The sequence below is a fragment of the Vogesella perlucida genome (assembly GCF_979366545.1).
The window spans coordinates 190,965-206,688 of the sequence record NZ_CEETRO010000008.1 but is presented as its reverse complement, the minus strand read 5'-3'; the positions used below and the strand labels follow the sequence as shown (position 1 = coordinate 206,688).

Genomic DNA, 15,724 nt, shown 5'->3' with positions numbered 1-15,724 from the left:
TGCTGCCGTTTGATCTGGACAAAGACACCCTACTGCACCCGGACGGCTTGCATTTGCCTATCCATTTCGATGCATAAGGCATTAAACAGCATGGGTTTGCGCTATGATGTTGGCCTTGAATTCAGGAAAATTGAATGCCCCATTTCGGGCCTGACGCCATGACCGAAGACCAACTGGAACAGGAAGCCCTAAGCTGGCTGGTGGAAACCGGCTATCGCCACGTCTATGGCCCGGCGATAGCGCCAGAGGGCGAGCACGCCGAGCGCAGCGATTACCGCCAGCCACTGCTGATCGAGCGCCTGCGCGCTGCCATTACGCGGCTGAACCCGCACGTGCCGCTGGTGGCACGCGAGGATGCGCTGGCGCAGGTGATGGAGCTGGGCATTCCGTCCATGTTGGCCGCCAACCGGCACTTTCATGGCCTGCTGGTCAACGGTGTGCCGGTGCAATACCAGCAGGACGGCGAGACACGCGGTGACTTTGTGCGCTTGCTCGACTGGGAAAACACCCCCGGCAGCAACGAGTTTCTGGCAGTGAACCAGTACACGCTGAAAGGCCCCAAGCATGCGCGGCGGCCGGACATCATCCTGTTTGTAAACGGGCTACCGCTGGTGCTGCTGGAGCTGAAAAACCCGGCGGATGAACACGCCGACATCTGGAAGGCGTTTGACCAGATCCAGACCTACAAGGCGCAGATCCCGGACGTGTTCCAGTACAACGAGGTACTGGTGATCTCGGACGGTAGCCAGGCACGCATGGGCTCGCTATCGGCCAATGCCGAACGTTATATGCAGTGGCGCACCATAGACGGCGTGGCGCTCGACCCGCTGGGCCAGTTTGGCGAGCTGGAAACCATGATCCGCGGCGTGTTTGCGCCCGCGTATCTGCTGGATTACCTGCGCTTTTTTGTGCTGTTCGAAGACGACGGTACGCTGGTGAAAAAGATTGCCGGCTATCACCAGTTTCATGCCGTGCGTTCGGCGATTGGCCAGGTAGTGGCTGCCTCTCACCCCGATGTGGCAGGCAGCCGCAAGGGCAAGGGCGGCGTGGTGTGGCATACCCAGGGCAGCGGCAAGAGCATCACCATGACCTGCTTTGCCGCCCGGGTGATGCGTGAAGCCGCCATGGAAAACCCCACCATTGTGGTGATTACCGACCGCAACGATCTGGACGGCCAACTATTCGGCGTGTTTTCGCTGGCGCAAGACCTGCTGCGCGAGCAGCCGGTACAGGTAGAAACGCGACAGGACCTGCGCGCCAAGCTGGCAAACCGGCCATCGGGCGGGATTGTGTTTGCCACTATCCAGAAGTTCGCCCCCGGCGCGGATGAAGACACCTTCCCCACCCTGTCCGATCGCCACAATATCGTGGTGATCGCCGACGAGGCGCACCGCACGCAGTATGGCTTCGAGGCCAAGCTGCGCCAGCGCAAACTGCCGCCTGCGGCCAACCTGGTGCAAGAAGCCCGTGCACCATACCTGGCCACTACCTATCAGGTGGGCTTTGCCCAGCATCTGCGCGATGCGCTGCCCAATGCCACCTTTGTAGCATTTACCGGCACGCCGGTAGCCAGCGAAGACCGCGATACCCGCGCCGTGTTTGGCGACTACATCCACATCTACGACATGCAGCAGGCCAAGGAAGATGGCGCCACCGTAGCCATCTACTACGAATCGCGTCTGGCCAAGCTCAGGCTGAAAGAGGACGCACTGCCACAGATAGACGACGAAGTAGAAGAACTGGCCGAAGACGAGGAAGAAGACCAGCAATCCAGGCTGAAGTCGAAATGGGCGGCGCTGGAAAAAATCGTCGGCGCCGACCCGCGCATCCAGCAAGTAGCGGCCGACCTGGTGGCACACTTCGAACAGCGCCAGCAGGCGCAGCGTGGCAAAGCCATGGTGGTGGCGATGAGCCGCGAGATTTGCGTACATCTGTACGATGCCATCCGTGCGCTGCGGCCAGACTGGCACGATGACGACCCGGAAAAAGGCGCCATCAAGATCGTGATGACCGGCTCCAGCAGCGACAAGGCGCTGCTGCGCCCGCACGTGTACGCCAAACAAGTGAAAAAGCGGCTGGAAAAGCGCTTCAAAGACCCGGCCGACCCGCTGCAGCTGGTGATTGTGCGCGATATGTGGCTCACCGGCTTTGACGCGCCGTGCGTGCATACGCTGTACGTGGACAAACCGATGAAGGGTCACAACCTGATGCAGGCCATTGCCCGCGTCAACCGTGTGTTCCGCGACAAGCAGGGCGGGCTGGTGGTGGACTACATCGGCATCGCCAACGAACTGAAAGCCGCATTAAAGGAATACACCGCCAGCAATGGGCGCGGCAAACCCACGGTGGATGCCGCCGAGGCCTGGGCGGTACTGGAAGAAAAGCTCGATATCCTGCGCGCTTTGTTGCACGGTTTTGATTACGGCGACTTTTCCAAAGGCGGCCTGCGCTTGCTGGCTGGTGCGGCCAACCACGTACTGGGCCAAAAAGACGGCAAGAAGCGTTTTGCCGATACCGCCTTGCAAATGAGCAAGGCCTTCAGCCTGTGCTGCACGCTGGACGAGGCCAAGGCCGTACGCGAAGAGGTCGCCTTTTTGCAGGCGGTGAAGGTGCTGCTGACCAAGCGCGACATCTCGGACAAAAAACGCAGCGACGAAGAAAAAGAGCTGGCCATCCGCCAGATCATCGGCCAGGCCGTGGTGAGCGACGAGGTGGTGGACATCTTCGATGCCGTGGGTCTGGATAAGCCCAATATCGGTTTGCTGGACGATGACTTCCTGGCCGAAGTACGTAACCTGCCAGAGAAAAACCTGGCGGTAGAGCTGCTGGAACGGCTGCTGGAGGGCGAAATCCGCAGCAAGTTTGCCAGCAACGTCATTCAGCAGAAGAAGTTCTCCGACCTGCTGGGCAGCGTGGTAAAGCGCTACCAGAACCGCAGTATCGAAACCGCCCAGGTAATGGAAGAGCTGGTCGAAATGGCCAAAAAATTCCGCGAGGCTGCCCGCCGTGGCGAGGCGCTGGGGCTCGGCGATGATGAGGTGAAGTTCTATGACGCCCTGGCCAATAACGAAGCCGCGGTACTGGCCCTGGGCGACGAAATACTCAAGAAAATTGCCCATGAGCTGACAGAAAACCTGCGCGCCAATATCAGCGTGGACTGGTCGCAGCGCGAAAGCGTACGTGCCAAGCTGCGTATCATGGTCAAGCGCATCCTGCGCAAATACAAATACCCGCCGGACCAGGCCGAAGACGCCGTGCAGCTAGTGCTGCAACAAGCCGAGGCACTGGGTGAGGAGTGGGTGTGAGCAAAACAAGAGGCCTTGGATAAGATTGTGCACATACACTGACAGACTGCTAGAGTCGTCGCCATGAAATCACCCCCTGCACCCTCGCCAGACTTGGCCAGCGTTGAGCCAACTGCACTGCAGAATGACTTGCTTAAAGAGCGACTGTGCCTGGATCTGCTTTTGTCTTATTGCCAGGCCGAGCTTAAAAAACAACGCATACATGCCAATCGCTGGAAACTGCCCAGCGATACACTGGTACACCTTGCATTGGCTCAGGCCGGTCATGCGGCGAGAAAACCCGGAATCATCGGCCCTTTCGCAGGCATTGGTTTTTCCCTGTTGCTAGCGCTTATTCTCCTGCCCGTTTCACTATGTTTTCAGGCTGTCAGTTGCTTGATGTACAAACTCTTCCACCTGGCAGATTGGCAGCGGGATAAGCGCCAAATCCAAAAGCTACGCGTAGACATACAGCAACACGATCGTGCCTGCGGCGATATTTATAGCCTCTGGCGCACATTCTCCCCCTCCAGTGTTGGGCTCTCCCGTTATGGCGGCAATGCCATTCTCGCCGTCTGGCTATCTATCCTTTATGGGCAAGATAGCGGGTACTGGGCAAAAAGGCTGGATGAGTCAATACAAAGACAAAACAAGACTTTAGTAGAAAATCACTCGGCTTTTCTGCAGGGAGAATGCGAAGTGCGTCTGATAGGCCACCCTACCCCTTGGACTGCGCTGAGGGCCTTGGATGATGAAATACCTGTGCGCTACCGCAACTAAGCTACGAAAGCTAGCCCGGCACTATTTTCTGTAACAAGACGCGGACAGCCTCAGACTTCCTGCTATGTACCACCCTCTCACGACTTTTCTACTTCGCACGGCATAAATTGCTGGCGACCAGGACACCTGTCAGCCCGCTGCTCTAACGCGCCCCACCGCACCATAGTCGCCAGCCGCGCGTAGCTGAGAACACTGCGGCCAACCTGTAACAGGTTGGCCGCAGTGTTTACAAGGTGAGCCTCAAGCGATCAATTAGCGTGCTTCGCCCGCTTTGATGATCTTCATGGTGTTGGTGTGGCCCATCATGCCTACGGTGTCGCCGATGGTCACCACCAGCACGTCTCCCTGCACGACGCGGCCGCGTTCCAGCAGCTTGCGCTCGGCGGCGGCCAGCAGTTTCTTCTGGTCGGTGGCTGCGGGCAGCATCATGGGGAATACGTCGCGGTACATGGCCAGGCGGCGGTAGGTGCTGACTTCGGGCGTCAGTGCGTAGATGGGCACGCCGCAGTTGACTCGGCTGATCCACAGCGCAGTGGAGCCGGTCTGGGTGAGCGACACCAGCGCACGCACAGGCAGGTGGTTGGCAGTAAATAGCGCGGCCATGGCGATGGATTGGTCTACGCGGCTGAATTCGCGGTTGAGGAAGGTGCGTTCCAGCTGGTAGTCGCTGGAGTTTTCGGCTTCCATGCACACGCGGGACATGGACTCGACTGTTTCTACCGGGAACTGGCCGGCGGCGGTTTCGGCGGACAGCATCACCGCGTCGGTGCCGTCCAGCACGGCGTTGGCTACGTCGGACACCTCGGCGCGGGTGGGCACCGGGCTGCTGATCATGGATTCCATCATCTGCGTGGCGGTGATGGTGAGCTTGTTGCGCTCGCGCGCGGCACGGATCATGCGCTTTTGCAGCGCTGGCACAGCGGCGTCGCCCACTTCTACGGCTAGGTCGCCACGCGCCACCATGATGCCGTCGGCGGAGTTGATCAGGTCGTCCAGGTTGGTGATGGCTTCACAGCGCTCGATCTTGGCGATGATGCGCGCCTGACAGCCGGCGGCGTTGATCAGCGTGCGGGCCATGTACAGGTCGGCGCTGTTTTTGGGAAAGGATACCGCGACGTAGTCGGCTTCCAGCTGCGCGGCTACCTTGATGTCGTCGATATCTTTGGCGGTGAGCGCCGGGGCAGACAGGCCGCCGCCCTGGCGGTTGATGCCTTTGTTGTTGGACAGCACACCGCCCACTTTGACCTTGGTGTGAATCTGGCTACCCAGTACTTTTTCTACCACCAGCACGATACGGCCATCATCCAGCAGCAGCACGGCGCCCGGCTCTACATCGCCCGGCAGCTCTTTGTAGTCCAGGCCTACGCGACCGTCGTCGCCCAGCTGGCATTCGGCATCCAGGATAAAGGCCTGGCCGTTGGTGAGGGTGGTCTTGCCATTGGCAAACTTGCCCACGCGGATCTTGGGCCCTTGCAAGTCCACCATGATGGCTACCGGTATGCCCAGCTTGTCTGCCGTGCTGCGTACCAGCGCGGCACGGTCGATGTGGTCTTGCGCGGTGCCGTGCGAAAAGTTGAGGCGCACCACGTTGACCCCGGCCTGCAGCAGGCGTTCCAGGGTTTGAGGGTCACTGGAAGCAGGGCCGAGGGTGGCGACGATTTTGGTACGACGGGTCATGGTGTTGTCTCCTTGGGTTCTGCCTGCATTATGGTACGAAATAGCCATGTACTAAATTGATTACAGTTAAAGCCATTTGCGGGCGGATTACGCTTGCATTCACGGCAAAAAATGCCGCCAGCCCCCGCCACCTGCCACCGTGCGGCCAACCTTGGCTATCGCCACGTAACACGCCCACTACCTGGCAGGCAAAACAAAAGGCACGCCGCGGCGTGCCTTTTGTGTTTCGGCGGACGCTATTACACCAGCGACAGGCCACCGACAACCAGCATGGCGGCCACTGCCAGCACCACCACCGCCAGCCAGCCCGGGGCAAAGCGCAGCGGCTTGACCTCGCCTGCCAGCGTTTTGTGACCGGTAATCATGGGCGGTACCAGGTTGGTGTTTTTCAGCTTGCGGTAAGCCACAATGGCCAGTACGTGTACGCCTACCAGCCCTAGCAGCACGTTGAACCACAGCTCGTGCCACTCGGTGATCTGCTCGGCCAGGCTACTGTCGATGAGTGTGGCCAGCGGGCCGTCGAAGGTGTAGCTGTCCACATCGGCGGCAAACAGGCCCAGGCCCAGCTGCACCAGCAAAGCACCCAGCAGCGCCAGCACCATCAGGCCGCCCAGCGGGTTGTGGCCGGGCTGCTGGTTTTCGCTGACTTCGCCGCGCAGATAGGCTTTTACCTGACAGGGTTTGAAAAAGTCGCTGAAGCGCGCCGTCTGGCTACCCACAAAACCCCACAACACCCGAAACACCACCAGTACCAGCATCGCCACGCCCATCTTGGTGTGGATTTGCAGCTGGCCGTTTTCGGCCGATAGCCACATACCCGCAAACATGGCCAGCAGTGTCCAGTGAAACAGACGCGTCGGCACGTCCCATACTTTTACTTTATTGCTCATTTACCCTCTCCCTGTAACGCCGGCTGGCTGCCGACTGTCCTCATGCCGGATCGATTTTAACCCTGCTACGGTAACAAGTGCTGAAGCATTCCTTAACAAATGTTAGCCGCCATTGTGCCAGCGCAGCAAAACGGCAAAATCGGGTAAACTTGCTGTTTTGCTGTGGGGCCTGCGCCCCGACCCTTTCAGGAGAACAATACAGATGTCCCAAGCCTCCCTTATCCAGGATCTGCAAGCACGCGGTCTGATTGCACAACAAACCGATGCGGCTGCCCTCGAAGAACTGCTGGCCAAGGAAAGCGTGACCCTGTATTGCGGCTTTGACCCTACCGCCGACAGCCTGCACCTGGGCCACCTGGTACCCGTGCTGGTGCTGAAGCGCTTCCAGCAGGCCGGCCACAAGCCTATCGCACTGGTGGGCGGCGCTACCGGCATGATCGGCGACCCCAGCTTCAAGGCCACCGAGCGCAAGCTGAACACCCCGGACGTGATTGCCAGCTGGGTAGAAAAAATCCGCGGCCAGGTCTCGCCTTTCCTGAGCTTTGACGGCGACAACGCCGCCATCATGGCCAACAACTACGACTGGTTTGGCGGCATGGGCGCACTGGAGTTCCTGCGCGATATCGGCAAGCATTTCTCTGTAAACCAGATGATCAAGAAAGAGTCGGTGCAGCAGCGCATCAACCGCGAAGACCAGGGCATCAGCTACACCGAATTCAGCTACAGCCTGCTGCAAGGCTACGACTTTGCCGAGCTGTACCGCCGCCACGGCTGCCAGCTGCAAATCGGCGGCTCCGACCAGTGGGGCAATATCACCGCCGGCACCGACCTGACCCGCCGTATCCACCAGAAGCAGGTGTACGGCCTGACCCTGCCGCTGGTGACCAAGGCAGACGGCACCAAGTTCGGCAAGACCGAAGGCGGCGCGGTGTGGCTGGACGCCAGCAAGACCAGCCCGTACGCCTTCTACCAGTTCTGGCTGAACACCGCCGATGCCGACGTGTACAAGTTCCTGCGCTACTTTACTTTCCTGTCCATCGACGAGATCAACGCCATCGAAGAACAGGACAAAGCCAGCGGCACCAAGCCGCAAGCGCAGCGCATCCTGGCCGAGCAAGCCACCGCGCTGGTACACGGCCAGGCCGCGGTCGATGCAGCACAGCGCATCAGCGCCAGCCTGTTTAGCGGCAGCATCACCGACCTGACCGCCTCCGACCTGGCGCAGCTGGCGCAGGACGGCATGCCCAGCGTGCAGATCGAGTTGGCACAAGCCGGCCTGATCGACGCGCTGGTGGCAGGTGGCCTGGCCAAGTCCAAGTCCGAAGCGCGTACGTTTATCCAGAGCGGCGCAGTGAGCATTAACGGCAACAAGATCGAGGCACTGGACTACCAGGTAACCGATAGCGACCGCCTGTTTGGCCAGTACAGCCTGCTGAAACGCGGCAAGAAGAACCACACGCTGATCAGCTGGATCTAAGCATTACCGGCTGTGCTGACAGCAGGACACAACACCCGGCCCCGCGCTGGGTGTTGTGCTTTTTGGCCGCGCCAAAAGCACTGCGGCCAACCCTGACTGGCAAGGTTGGCCGCATCGCGTATTACGTGATCAACTGGCGTTCAGAGCACGCGCAAGTCGGTGTCGCCGCTGGCGTCCGCCACGCTACGGTAGCGCAGCAGGCCGGGTGTCGTGGCGGGCAGCGCCTCGGCTACCGGCTTGCCGGCCAGCAGCGCCAGTGCGGGGGCCACCACGGCAGCGCGCAGTGCGTCTTCGCTGTTCAAGGCCGCCAGGTCTAGCGTGTAGGTCCATTCCGGCCCGAATGTGCTATCGCTTTCGTCCCACCACAGCAGGCTATCGCCCTGCTGCTGCCACGGCTGCCACTGGGTGGCGGGAAAGCCCACGTAGGCATCGTATTCAAAGGCAAACTCGCAGCCCCAGTGCGCCACGTGCAGCACCGGCGCGCACGGCTGGCCATCTGCACGCTGCGGCAGACCGTCGCCGGACAGGCTGATCTGGTAATTGAGCCAGCCGCCGATAAACTCTTTCTTTTTCTTGTTGCGCACCAGCAGACCAAAGCTGCTGGACAGCGCGCTGCGTTCGCCCTGCTGTTGCTGCTGCGAATGCAGCTGTTCGGCGATTTTGCGACACAGGCCACTGGCGGTGATGGCCTCGGCCAGCAGGGTGTCCAGGGTTTGCTGCAGGTTTTTGGCGTGGCGCCAGGGCTCGTTGCCGGTAGTCATGCGTGGGGCTTTCGTGTTCGTTGGGCGGGGCGGCTGGCGCCCCGCTGGCAAGCGCGCAGTCTAGCACAGGCTACCGGCGTGGATGACGGGCAAAAAAAGAGGGGTTGCCTGTCCAAAGGCAACCCCCGCATCCCATCCAGGTCCATCCAGCAGAAGCGATTTGCTGTTGACGCCAGATTATCGAAACACGATTACGGCATGATGACAGGCTGCAGGCTCAGCACCACCTTGCCCAGGTTACGGTTGTCTTCTACGTAGCGGTGCGCGTCGGCCACGGCGGCCAGCGGGTAGACGCTATCCAGTGTGATACGGGCGCGGCCGTCGGCCAGTGCGGGCAGCACCTCGGCCTCCAGCGCTGCGGCCAACCTTGCCTTCACCGCCTCCGGCTGGCTGCGCAGCGTAGAGCCCAGCAGGCGCAGCCGCTTGACCAGCAGCAGGCCCAGGTTCAGCGTGGCGCTGCTACCGCCCATGATGCCGATTACCACCAGGCGGCCATCCGGCTTGAGCACTGCGATATTGTCGTCAAACAGCGCGGCGCCCACCGGGTCCAGCACCACGTCCACCCCGCCCTGCGCCTTAAGGTTGGCCGCAAAGCCGGGCTGACGGCTGTCGATCACTTCGTCCGCACCCAGGCTGCGGCAAAACTGGCGTTTTTCTTCACTGCTGGCGCTGGCTACCACGCGGGCGCCCAGCAGGCTGGCCAGCTGGATGGCGGCGGCGCCCACACCGCTGGCACCAGCGTGAATCAGCACCGTTTCGCCCGGCTGGACGGCGGCGATGTCGACCAGATTGAACCACGCCGTCATCCACGCCTCGGGCAGGCTGGCGGCCTCGGCCCAGCTCATCAGGTCGGGCTTGGGCAGTGCGGCACTGCTATCGAGCAGCGCGTACTCGGCATAAGCGCCACCGGCTACCAGGCCAAATACCGCATCGCCTTCCTGAAAGCGCGACGGGCCATTAACCGCGTCCACAATGCCGGCGATTTCCAGCCCCAGCACCGGCGATGCGCCCTTGGGCGGTGGGTAGTGGCCCTGGCGCTGCACGATGTCGGCACGGTTGATACCCGCCGCCAGCACGCGCACGCGCAGCTGGCCGGGCGCCGGCTGCGGCTTTTCGGCAAAGGCGATTTCCAGTGTCTCGGCGCCGCCCGGGGCGGCTTGTGTAACGTGCAGCATGGACATGATTGACCCTCGGCAAAACAAGTAGCATCTCTTGCACTACAATAGCACGCCATGAACCCGACCTGCTTTCACTGCAGCCTGCCCATCCCCGACGGGCAGGCTTTTCCTATCCGCTATCGCGAACGCACCGAACAAGCCTGCTGCGCCGGCTGCCAGGCGGTAGCGCAGACCATTATCGACAGCGGCCTGGCCGACTACTACGAGCACCGCACCGCCGAGCAGCGCCAGGCCGAGCCGGTACCGGCCGAGCTGCTGCAGCAGATGCAGCTTTACGATAACGAGGCGCTGCAGCACAGCTTTGTGCATGTAGAAGACGAACACATACGCGAAGCCTCGCTGATGCTGGAAGGCATTACCTGCGCGGCCTGCGTGTGGCTGAACGAACACCACGTACGCCAGCTGCCAGGCGTGCTGTCGGTAGACATCAACTACGCCACCCACCGCGCCCGCGTACGCTGGGATACCCGCCAGCTGCGGCTTAGCCAGATTCTGGAAGCCATCAGCGCCATTGGCTACCGTGCCCACCCCTACGATGCCTCGCGCCAGGAAGCACTGCACCAGCAAGAGCGCAAAACCGCGCTGAACCGCCTATGGGTAGCCGGCCTGTCCATGATGCAGGTGATGATGTACGCCTACCCGGTGTACATGGCACCGGATGGTGAGATAGAAAGCCAGTGGCTGTGGATGCTGCACTGGTCCAGCTTTGTGCTCACGCTGCCGGTGGTGCTGTACTCGGCGATACCGTTTTACCGCGGCACCTGGCGCGACCTGAAGCGCGGCCGCGTCGGCATGGATACGCCGGTCACCATCGGCATCCTTACCGCCTTCTTCGCCAGCCTGTGGGCGCTGCTGAACAAGGTAGAACACGGTGTGTATTTTGATTCGGTGTCGATGTTCATCTTCCTACTGCTGGGCGGGCGCTACCTGGAAAGCATGGCGCGGCGCAAAACCGGCGAGGCCACAGAAAAGCTGGTAAAGCTGATTCCCGCATTTGCCCACGCCGTGCCAGGTTGGCCGCAGGATCACACCCAGCAGGAAGTGGCCGTCAGCCAACTGGCTGTGGGCGACGTGGTGCTGGTGAAACCGGGCGAGACCATCCCCTGCGACGGCGACATTCTGGAAGGCGCGAGCAGCGTGGACGAAGCCCTGCTTACCGGCGAAAGCACGCCGATTGCCAAACAGGTGGGTGACAGCGTAATTGCCGGCAGCGTGAACCAGGCCAGCCCACTGCTGCTGCGCCTGAGCCGCACCGGCAGCGACACCCGCCTGGCCGGCATCGTGCGGCTGATGGACCAGGCGCTGGCGGAAAAACCGCGCTTGGCCGAGCTGGCCGACCGCTACGCCGTGTGGTTCGTCACCATACTGCTGTTGGCCGCAGCCGCCACCTATATCGGCTGGAGCCTGGTGGGCAGCCAGGAGCACGCGCTATGGGTAACGGTGGCCGTGCTGGTGGTGTCCTGCCCGTGCGCGCTGTCGCTGGCCACCCCGGCGGCACTCACCGCTGCCACCGGCCACATGGCGCAGCTGGGTATTCTGACTACCCGTGGCCACGCGCTGGAAACGCTGGCGCGCATCAGCGATGTGGTATTCGACAAAACCGGCACCCTCACCCACGGCCGCATGCAGTTGCTGGCCAGCCATCACTTCAGCCATCCGGATGCAGAACAGGCGCTTGCCATTGCCGCCGCGCTGGAGCAAGGCTCCGAGCACCCTATCGCCCGCGCCCTGCTACAGGCCGCGGAAGGCACCGCACTACCCGCTTGCGGCCAACGCAGCAACTACCCCGGTCAGGGCGTGGAGGCCGACATTGCCGGCCAACGCTGGCGCCTGGGCCGCCCGGCCTTCGTGGCAGAACTGGGCGGTAACGTGGCCCTGCCGGACGACCTGCCGGCCAGCGCCACCCTCATTGCGCTGGGGGATGCACGTGGCGTAGCCGCGGTGTTTGCCATAGGCGACCAGGTGCGCGACGACAGCGCGGCGCTGATTAGCGCGCTGCAGGCACGCGGCTTGCGCGTACATTTGCTGTCTGGCGATGCAGAAACAGCCGTCGCCAGCCTGGCCAGCCAGCTGCACATCACCCACTGCCGCGCTGCTGCCACGCCGGAAGACAAGCTGGCTTACGTGGGCAGCCTGCAACAAAGCGGCGCCCGCGTGCTGATGGTAGGGGATGGGGTAAACGACGCGCCGGTCCTGGCCCGCGCCGACGTATCGCTGGCCATGGGTGGCGGTACCGATGTAGCCCGCGCCAGTGGTGACATGGTACTGATGGGCGACGAGCTGGGCCGCCTGCCCCAAGCGCTGGCACTGGCGGCGCGCAGCATGCACATCATCCGCCAGAACCTGGCCTGGGCCGCGTTGTACAATCTGGTGGCCCTGCCGCTGGCCATGGCCGGCTGGGTTACGCCCTGGCTTGCCAGCCTGGGCATGGCGCTCAGCTCGCTGCTGGTAGTGAGCAATGCCCTGCGCCTGACCAAACGGAGTAAGTAATGGAAAGCCTGTACCTGTTGATACCTATGAGCATCGTGCTGGTGTTCTTTATCGGCCTGCTGTTCTGGTGGTCTACCCGTTCCGGCCAGTTTGACGACCTGGAAGGCCCGGCCCACCGCATCCTGATGGACGACGACGACAGCCCGCAAGACAAGCCGAAGCAACCGGACTGACCAACTAGCCCGCCACCTGTTGGCCGGCGGCTGGCCCGGCAGCGGGTAGCGCGGCCACGGGCTGGCCAGCAACAAAGGGCAGCTGCAAGACAAAGCAGGCACCCTGCCCGCCCGGCTGCAGGCCGATCTGCCCGCCGTGCGCCACGGCAATACGCTGGCAAATCGCCAGGCCCAGCCCCGCGTGGCCGCTATCCTGGCCCTGGCGGCCCATCTCGAACGCCTCGAATATCCGCTGTGCCTCGCCAGCCGGCACACCGGGGCCCTGGTCTTGCATCCGCAGCTGCAGGCAGCTTTCCAGCCGGTCGATCTGGATATCGATGACGCCGCCCGGTGGCGAAAAGCGGATGGCGTTACTCAACAGCTGCCCCAGCAGCTGCAGCAGGCTGCCGTGGTCTGCCACCAGGCGCGGCAAGGGGTGGCTGCTAATGCGCACCCGCAGGCCATGCTGTTGCAACACCAGCTCGTGTTGCGCCACGCAGTCCTCTACCAGCTGGCGCATATTCAGGCTTTGCCAGTGAAATGGCCGCCGCCCCGCATCCAGCGCCGCCAAGTCGATCAAGCCATTCAGCTGGTAGGCCAGGCGCTGCCCGCTCTCGCCAATGGCTGCCAAATGGGCGGCTACGCGCTGCGTATCACCGCGCGCCAGCTTGAGCCTGGCGATCTCGGCAAAATTCAGCATGCCGTGCAGCGGGGTAAGCAGCTCGTGCGACACATTGGCCAACAAGCGGTTTTTGGCCTGGCAAGCGTGCTCGGCCGCCAGCTTGGCGTCGATCAGCGCCAGAGCCTGCTCGGCCAGCGTCTGCCCCACCGCCACCTGCACGCTATCCGCCTGCCCTTGGCGCAGCGCCGCTGCCAGCTGCTGGCAGTCCGATACATCGCGCCCGGTACCACGGTAACCGCCCAGTCGGCCGGCGGCATCGTGCCAAGGTATAGCGCTGAGCAAGATATGGCGCTGCGCGCCGTCGGGGCATTGCAGCAAAAATACCTGCTGGCAAAACGGCTGCCCGGCAGCAAACAGTGCAGCCAGGCGCTGACTGCTGTCGGGCGAGCCCTGCACTGCCTGCAGGGTCGTCCAGTGCAGCCCGTACAACGAGGCCGGGGCCACCCCCAGCAAAGGCTGCAGCGCGGCAGAGCAGCGCACAATGCGGCCATCGGCATCCAGCTCCCAGAACCAGTCACTGGCTACCGCCAGAAAATCCTGTAGCGCCTGGCGCTGGCTGGCTGCGGCCAACTGCATGTGCCGCATGCGCCGCCGCTGCCAGAACACGGTGAGCAGCAAACCCAGGCAAACAAAAAACAGGCAAAAAAGCACAAGCACTAGCATAATCCGGCCCTTTTCCACACAGCCTTGGCAAACAGATGCGCCCAACCACGGCAACACAGCATTATGCCATGCAGCTCACATCCAATATGCTTGGGCACTGGTGCCGGTTCACCATTTTGGGCAAGCCGCCCACCCTGATACGCCTGCTGCTCGCCGGGCCTTTTGAATCATTGACTTAGCGGCCAGCACCCGCCCTGGCCTGTCTTTGTACGTTTTGCCCATGGCAAAAGCCGCCCGCCAGGCTCGATATGCACGCTTGATACAGCGTAAAATAGCCGACATCCCGATTCCGGCTGCCCGCCAGCCTATCCTTGCACATGAAAATACTGATCCTGGGCTGCGGCCAGGTGGGTGCCAGCGTCGCCGAAAACCTGGTAGATGAAGGTAACGACATCACCGTGGTAGACCAAGACCCGAACCTGCTGAAGGTGCTGCAAGCACGGCTGGATATCCGCACCATTACCGGCAACGCCGCCCTGCCTGGCGTACTGCGCCAAGCCGGTGCCGACGAGGCCGAAATGCTGCTGGCGCTGACGCGTAGCGACGAAACCAACCTGCTGGCCTGTGCGCTGGCGCAGCGCCATTTCAACATCCCCACCCGCATTGCCCGCATCCGCGCTACCGACTACGTAGACGGCGACCTGCCAGTGCTGGAGCAGTTTGGTGTAGAGCACGCCATCTGCCCGGAGCAGATCGTTACCCAAAACCTGAAACGCCTGCTGCAATACCCGCGTGCGCTACAGGTGATCGACTTTGCCGAAGGCCGCGCCCAGCTGGTGGTCTCGCGCGCGCAGCAAGGCGGCAAACTGTTGGGCAAACCGCTGCGCCAGCTGCGCGAAGACATGCCGGACACCGACTGCCGCATTTGCGCCATCTATCGCGACGACCGCCTGGTGCAGCCCGATGGCAGCACAGTGATCCAGGAGGGCGACGAGGTGTTTTTTGTGGCCGCGCGCGCCGACATCCCCACCATGCTGGCCGAACTGCGGCCCACTGAAAAAGCCGTCAAACGGGTGATGATTGCCGGCGGTGGCAATATCGGCTACCGCCTGGCCGGGCTGCTGGCCGACGACTACGAAGTGAAGATCATCGAATACCGCGCCGAACGGGCGCGCTGGTTGGCCGAAAACCTGCCGCATGCGCTGGTGCTGCACGGCGAGGCCACCGACGAGGCGCTGCTGGAAGAAGAAAACATCGACGAGATGGACGCTTTCTGCGCGCTGACCAACGACGACGAAGACAACCTGATGTCCACGCTGCTGGCCAAGCGCATGGGCGCCCGCCGCGTGATGGCGCTGGTAAACCGCGCCAGCTATGTCGACCTGCTGGAAGGCAACCGCATCGATATTGTCATCTCGCCCTACCTGTCCACCATCGGCTCCATCCTGGCACACCTGCGCCGTGGCGACGTGGTGGCGGCGCACCCGGTACGCCGTGGCCGTGCCGAAGTGCTGGAAGTGATCATCCACGGCGACAGCCACAATTCGCGTATGGTTGGCCGCCGCATCGATGCACTGGACCTGCCGCGTGGCTGCAATATCTGCGCCCTCCTGCGCGACGGCCAGGTACTGATGGCACACCACGATACCGTGCTGCAGGCAGAAGACCACCTGATCATCTTTGTGCACGGCCGCCACCGCGTAAAACAAATCGAAAAACTGACGCAAGTAAAACTGGGGTTCTTCTAGCC

The 15,724-nt window shown here is 62.2% G+C and carries 11 protein-coding genes; 6 read left to right on the top strand and 5 right to left on the bottom strand.

Going from position 1 to position 15,724, the window contains the following annotated elements; translation table 11 throughout:
* Window positions 1–158: 158 nt before the first annotated feature.
* Together ACZ9XP_RS13230 and ACZ9XP_RS13225 are read left to right on the top strand one after the other, a co-directional pair.
* Window positions 159–3,305, top strand: coding sequence for a type I restriction endonuclease subunit R (locus ACZ9XP_RS13230; RefSeq protein ID WP_465188571.1), 3,147 nt, complete (start codon window positions 159–161; stop codon window positions 3,303–3,305).
* Between the two features lie 63 nt (window positions 3,306–3,368).
* Window positions 3,369–4,064, top strand: coding sequence for a hypothetical protein (locus tag ACZ9XP_RS13225; protein WP_147687938.1), 696 nt, complete (start codon window positions 3,369–3,371; stop codon window positions 4,062–4,064).
* 252 nt (window positions 4,065–4,316) lie between these two features.
* On the opposite strand, the gene pyk is transcribed toward ACZ9XP_RS13225, so the two are convergent.
* Together pyk and ACZ9XP_RS13215 are read right to left on the bottom strand one after the other, a co-directional pair.
* Window positions 4,317–5,741: a pyruvate kinase gene (pyk, locus tag ACZ9XP_RS13220; RefSeq protein ID WP_147687937.1), complete on the bottom strand. Its 1,425-nt coding sequence runs from the start codon at window positions 5,739–5,741 to the stop codon at window positions 4,317–4,319.
* A 239-nt stretch (window positions 5,742–5,980) separates the two neighbouring features.
* Complete coding sequence (locus tag ACZ9XP_RS13215) at window positions 5,981–6,631, bottom strand: cytochrome b/b6 domain-containing protein (protein ID WP_147687936.1); 651 nt, start codon at window positions 6,629–6,631, stop codon at window positions 5,981–5,983.
* 202 nt (window positions 6,632–6,833) lie between these two features.
* Here ACZ9XP_RS13215 and tyrS point away from each other — a divergent pair, with 202 nt between their 5' ends.
* Window positions 6,834–8,108 (top strand): tyrosine--tRNA ligase, encoded by a 1,275-nt coding sequence (gene tyrS / locus ACZ9XP_RS13210; protein ID WP_147687935.1) that lies wholly within the window; start codon window positions 6,834–6,836, stop codon window positions 8,106–8,108.
* Window positions 8,109–8,248: 140 nt separating this feature from the next.
* Here the strand turns inward: tyrS and ACZ9XP_RS13205 are convergent, their stop codons facing one another.
* Both ACZ9XP_RS13205 and ACZ9XP_RS13200 read right to left on the bottom strand, forming a co-directional pair.
* Entirely contained in the window at window positions 8,249–8,869 is a 621-nt protein-coding gene (locus ACZ9XP_RS13205; RefSeq protein WP_147687934.1) for a hypothetical protein, read from the bottom strand.
* Between the two features lie 191 nt (window positions 8,870–9,060).
* Window positions 9,061–10,050 (bottom strand): NAD(P)H-quinone oxidoreductase, encoded by a 990-nt coding sequence (locus ACZ9XP_RS13200; protein ID WP_147687933.1) that lies wholly within the window; start codon window positions 10,048–10,050, stop codon window positions 9,061–9,063.
* Window positions 10,051–10,101: 51 nt separating this feature from the next.
* Here ACZ9XP_RS13200 and ACZ9XP_RS13195 point away from each other — a divergent pair, with 51 nt between their 5' ends.
* Both ACZ9XP_RS13195 and ccoS read left to right on the top strand, forming a co-directional pair.
* Entirely contained in the window at window positions 10,102–12,537 is a 2,436-nt protein-coding gene (locus tag ACZ9XP_RS13195) for a heavy metal translocating P-type ATPase (protein WP_465188568.1), read from the top strand.
* Window positions 12,537–12,710 (top strand): cbb3-type cytochrome oxidase assembly protein CcoS, encoded by a 174-nt coding sequence (gene ccoS / locus ACZ9XP_RS13190; protein WP_147687931.1) that lies wholly within the window; start codon window positions 12,537–12,539, stop codon window positions 12,708–12,710. The genes ACZ9XP_RS13195 and ccoS overlap by 1 nt, the downstream gene beginning before the upstream one ends.
* Window positions 12,711–12,714: 4 nt before the next feature.
* Here ccoS and ACZ9XP_RS13185 read toward each other — a convergent pair whose 3' ends face one another.
* The gene (locus tag ACZ9XP_RS13185) at window positions 12,715–14,028 is read right to left on the bottom strand and encodes a PAS domain-containing sensor histidine kinase (protein WP_170253719.1); all 1,314 of its coding nucleotides are present in this window, start codon (window positions 14,026–14,028) and stop codon (window positions 12,715–12,717) included.
* Between the two features lie 323 nt (window positions 14,029–14,351).
* Here ACZ9XP_RS13185 and trkA point away from each other — a divergent pair, with 323 nt between their 5' ends.
* Window positions 14,352–15,722, top strand: a complete 1,371-nt coding sequence (gene trkA, locus ACZ9XP_RS13180; protein WP_147687929.1) for a Trk system potassium transporter TrkA — start codon at window positions 14,352–14,354, stop codon at window positions 15,720–15,722.
* Window positions 15,723–15,724: the final 2 nt, after the last annotated feature.

Bases quoted from the DNA above. Each gene is read 5' to 3' on its own strand.
- ACZ9XP_RS13230 (WP_465188571.1), top strand. From the start codon at position 159: ATGACCGAAGACCAACTGGAACAGGAAGCCCTAAGCTGGCTGGTGGAA.
- ACZ9XP_RS13225 (WP_147687938.1), top strand. From the start codon at position 3,369: ATGAAATCACCCCCTGCACCCTCGCCAGACTTGGCCAGCGTTGAGCCA.
- pyk (WP_147687937.1), bottom strand. From the start codon at position 5,741: ATGACCCGTCGTACCAAAATCGTCGCCACCCTCGGCCCTGCTTCCAGT.
- ACZ9XP_RS13215 (WP_147687936.1), bottom strand. From the start codon at position 6,631: ATGAGCAATAAAGTAAAAGTATGGGACGTGCCGACGCGTCTGTTTCAC.
- tyrS (WP_147687935.1), top strand. From the start codon at position 6,834: ATGTCCCAAGCCTCCCTTATCCAGGATCTGCAAGCACGCGGTCTGATT.
- ACZ9XP_RS13205 (WP_147687934.1), bottom strand. From the start codon at position 8,869: ATGACTACCGGCAACGAGCCCTGGCGCCACGCCAAAAACCTGCAGCAA.
- ACZ9XP_RS13200 (WP_147687933.1), bottom strand. From the start codon at position 10,050: ATGTCCATGCTGCACGTTACACAAGCCGCCCCGGGCGGCGCCGAGACA.
- ACZ9XP_RS13195 (WP_465188568.1), top strand. From the start codon at position 10,102: ATGAACCCGACCTGCTTTCACTGCAGCCTGCCCATCCCCGACGGGCAG.
- ccoS (WP_147687931.1), top strand. From the start codon at position 12,537: ATGGAAAGCCTGTACCTGTTGATACCTATGAGCATCGTGCTGGTGTTC.
- trkA (WP_147687929.1), top strand. From the start codon at position 14,352: ATGAAAATACTGATCCTGGGCTGCGGCCAGGTGGGTGCCAGCGTCGCC.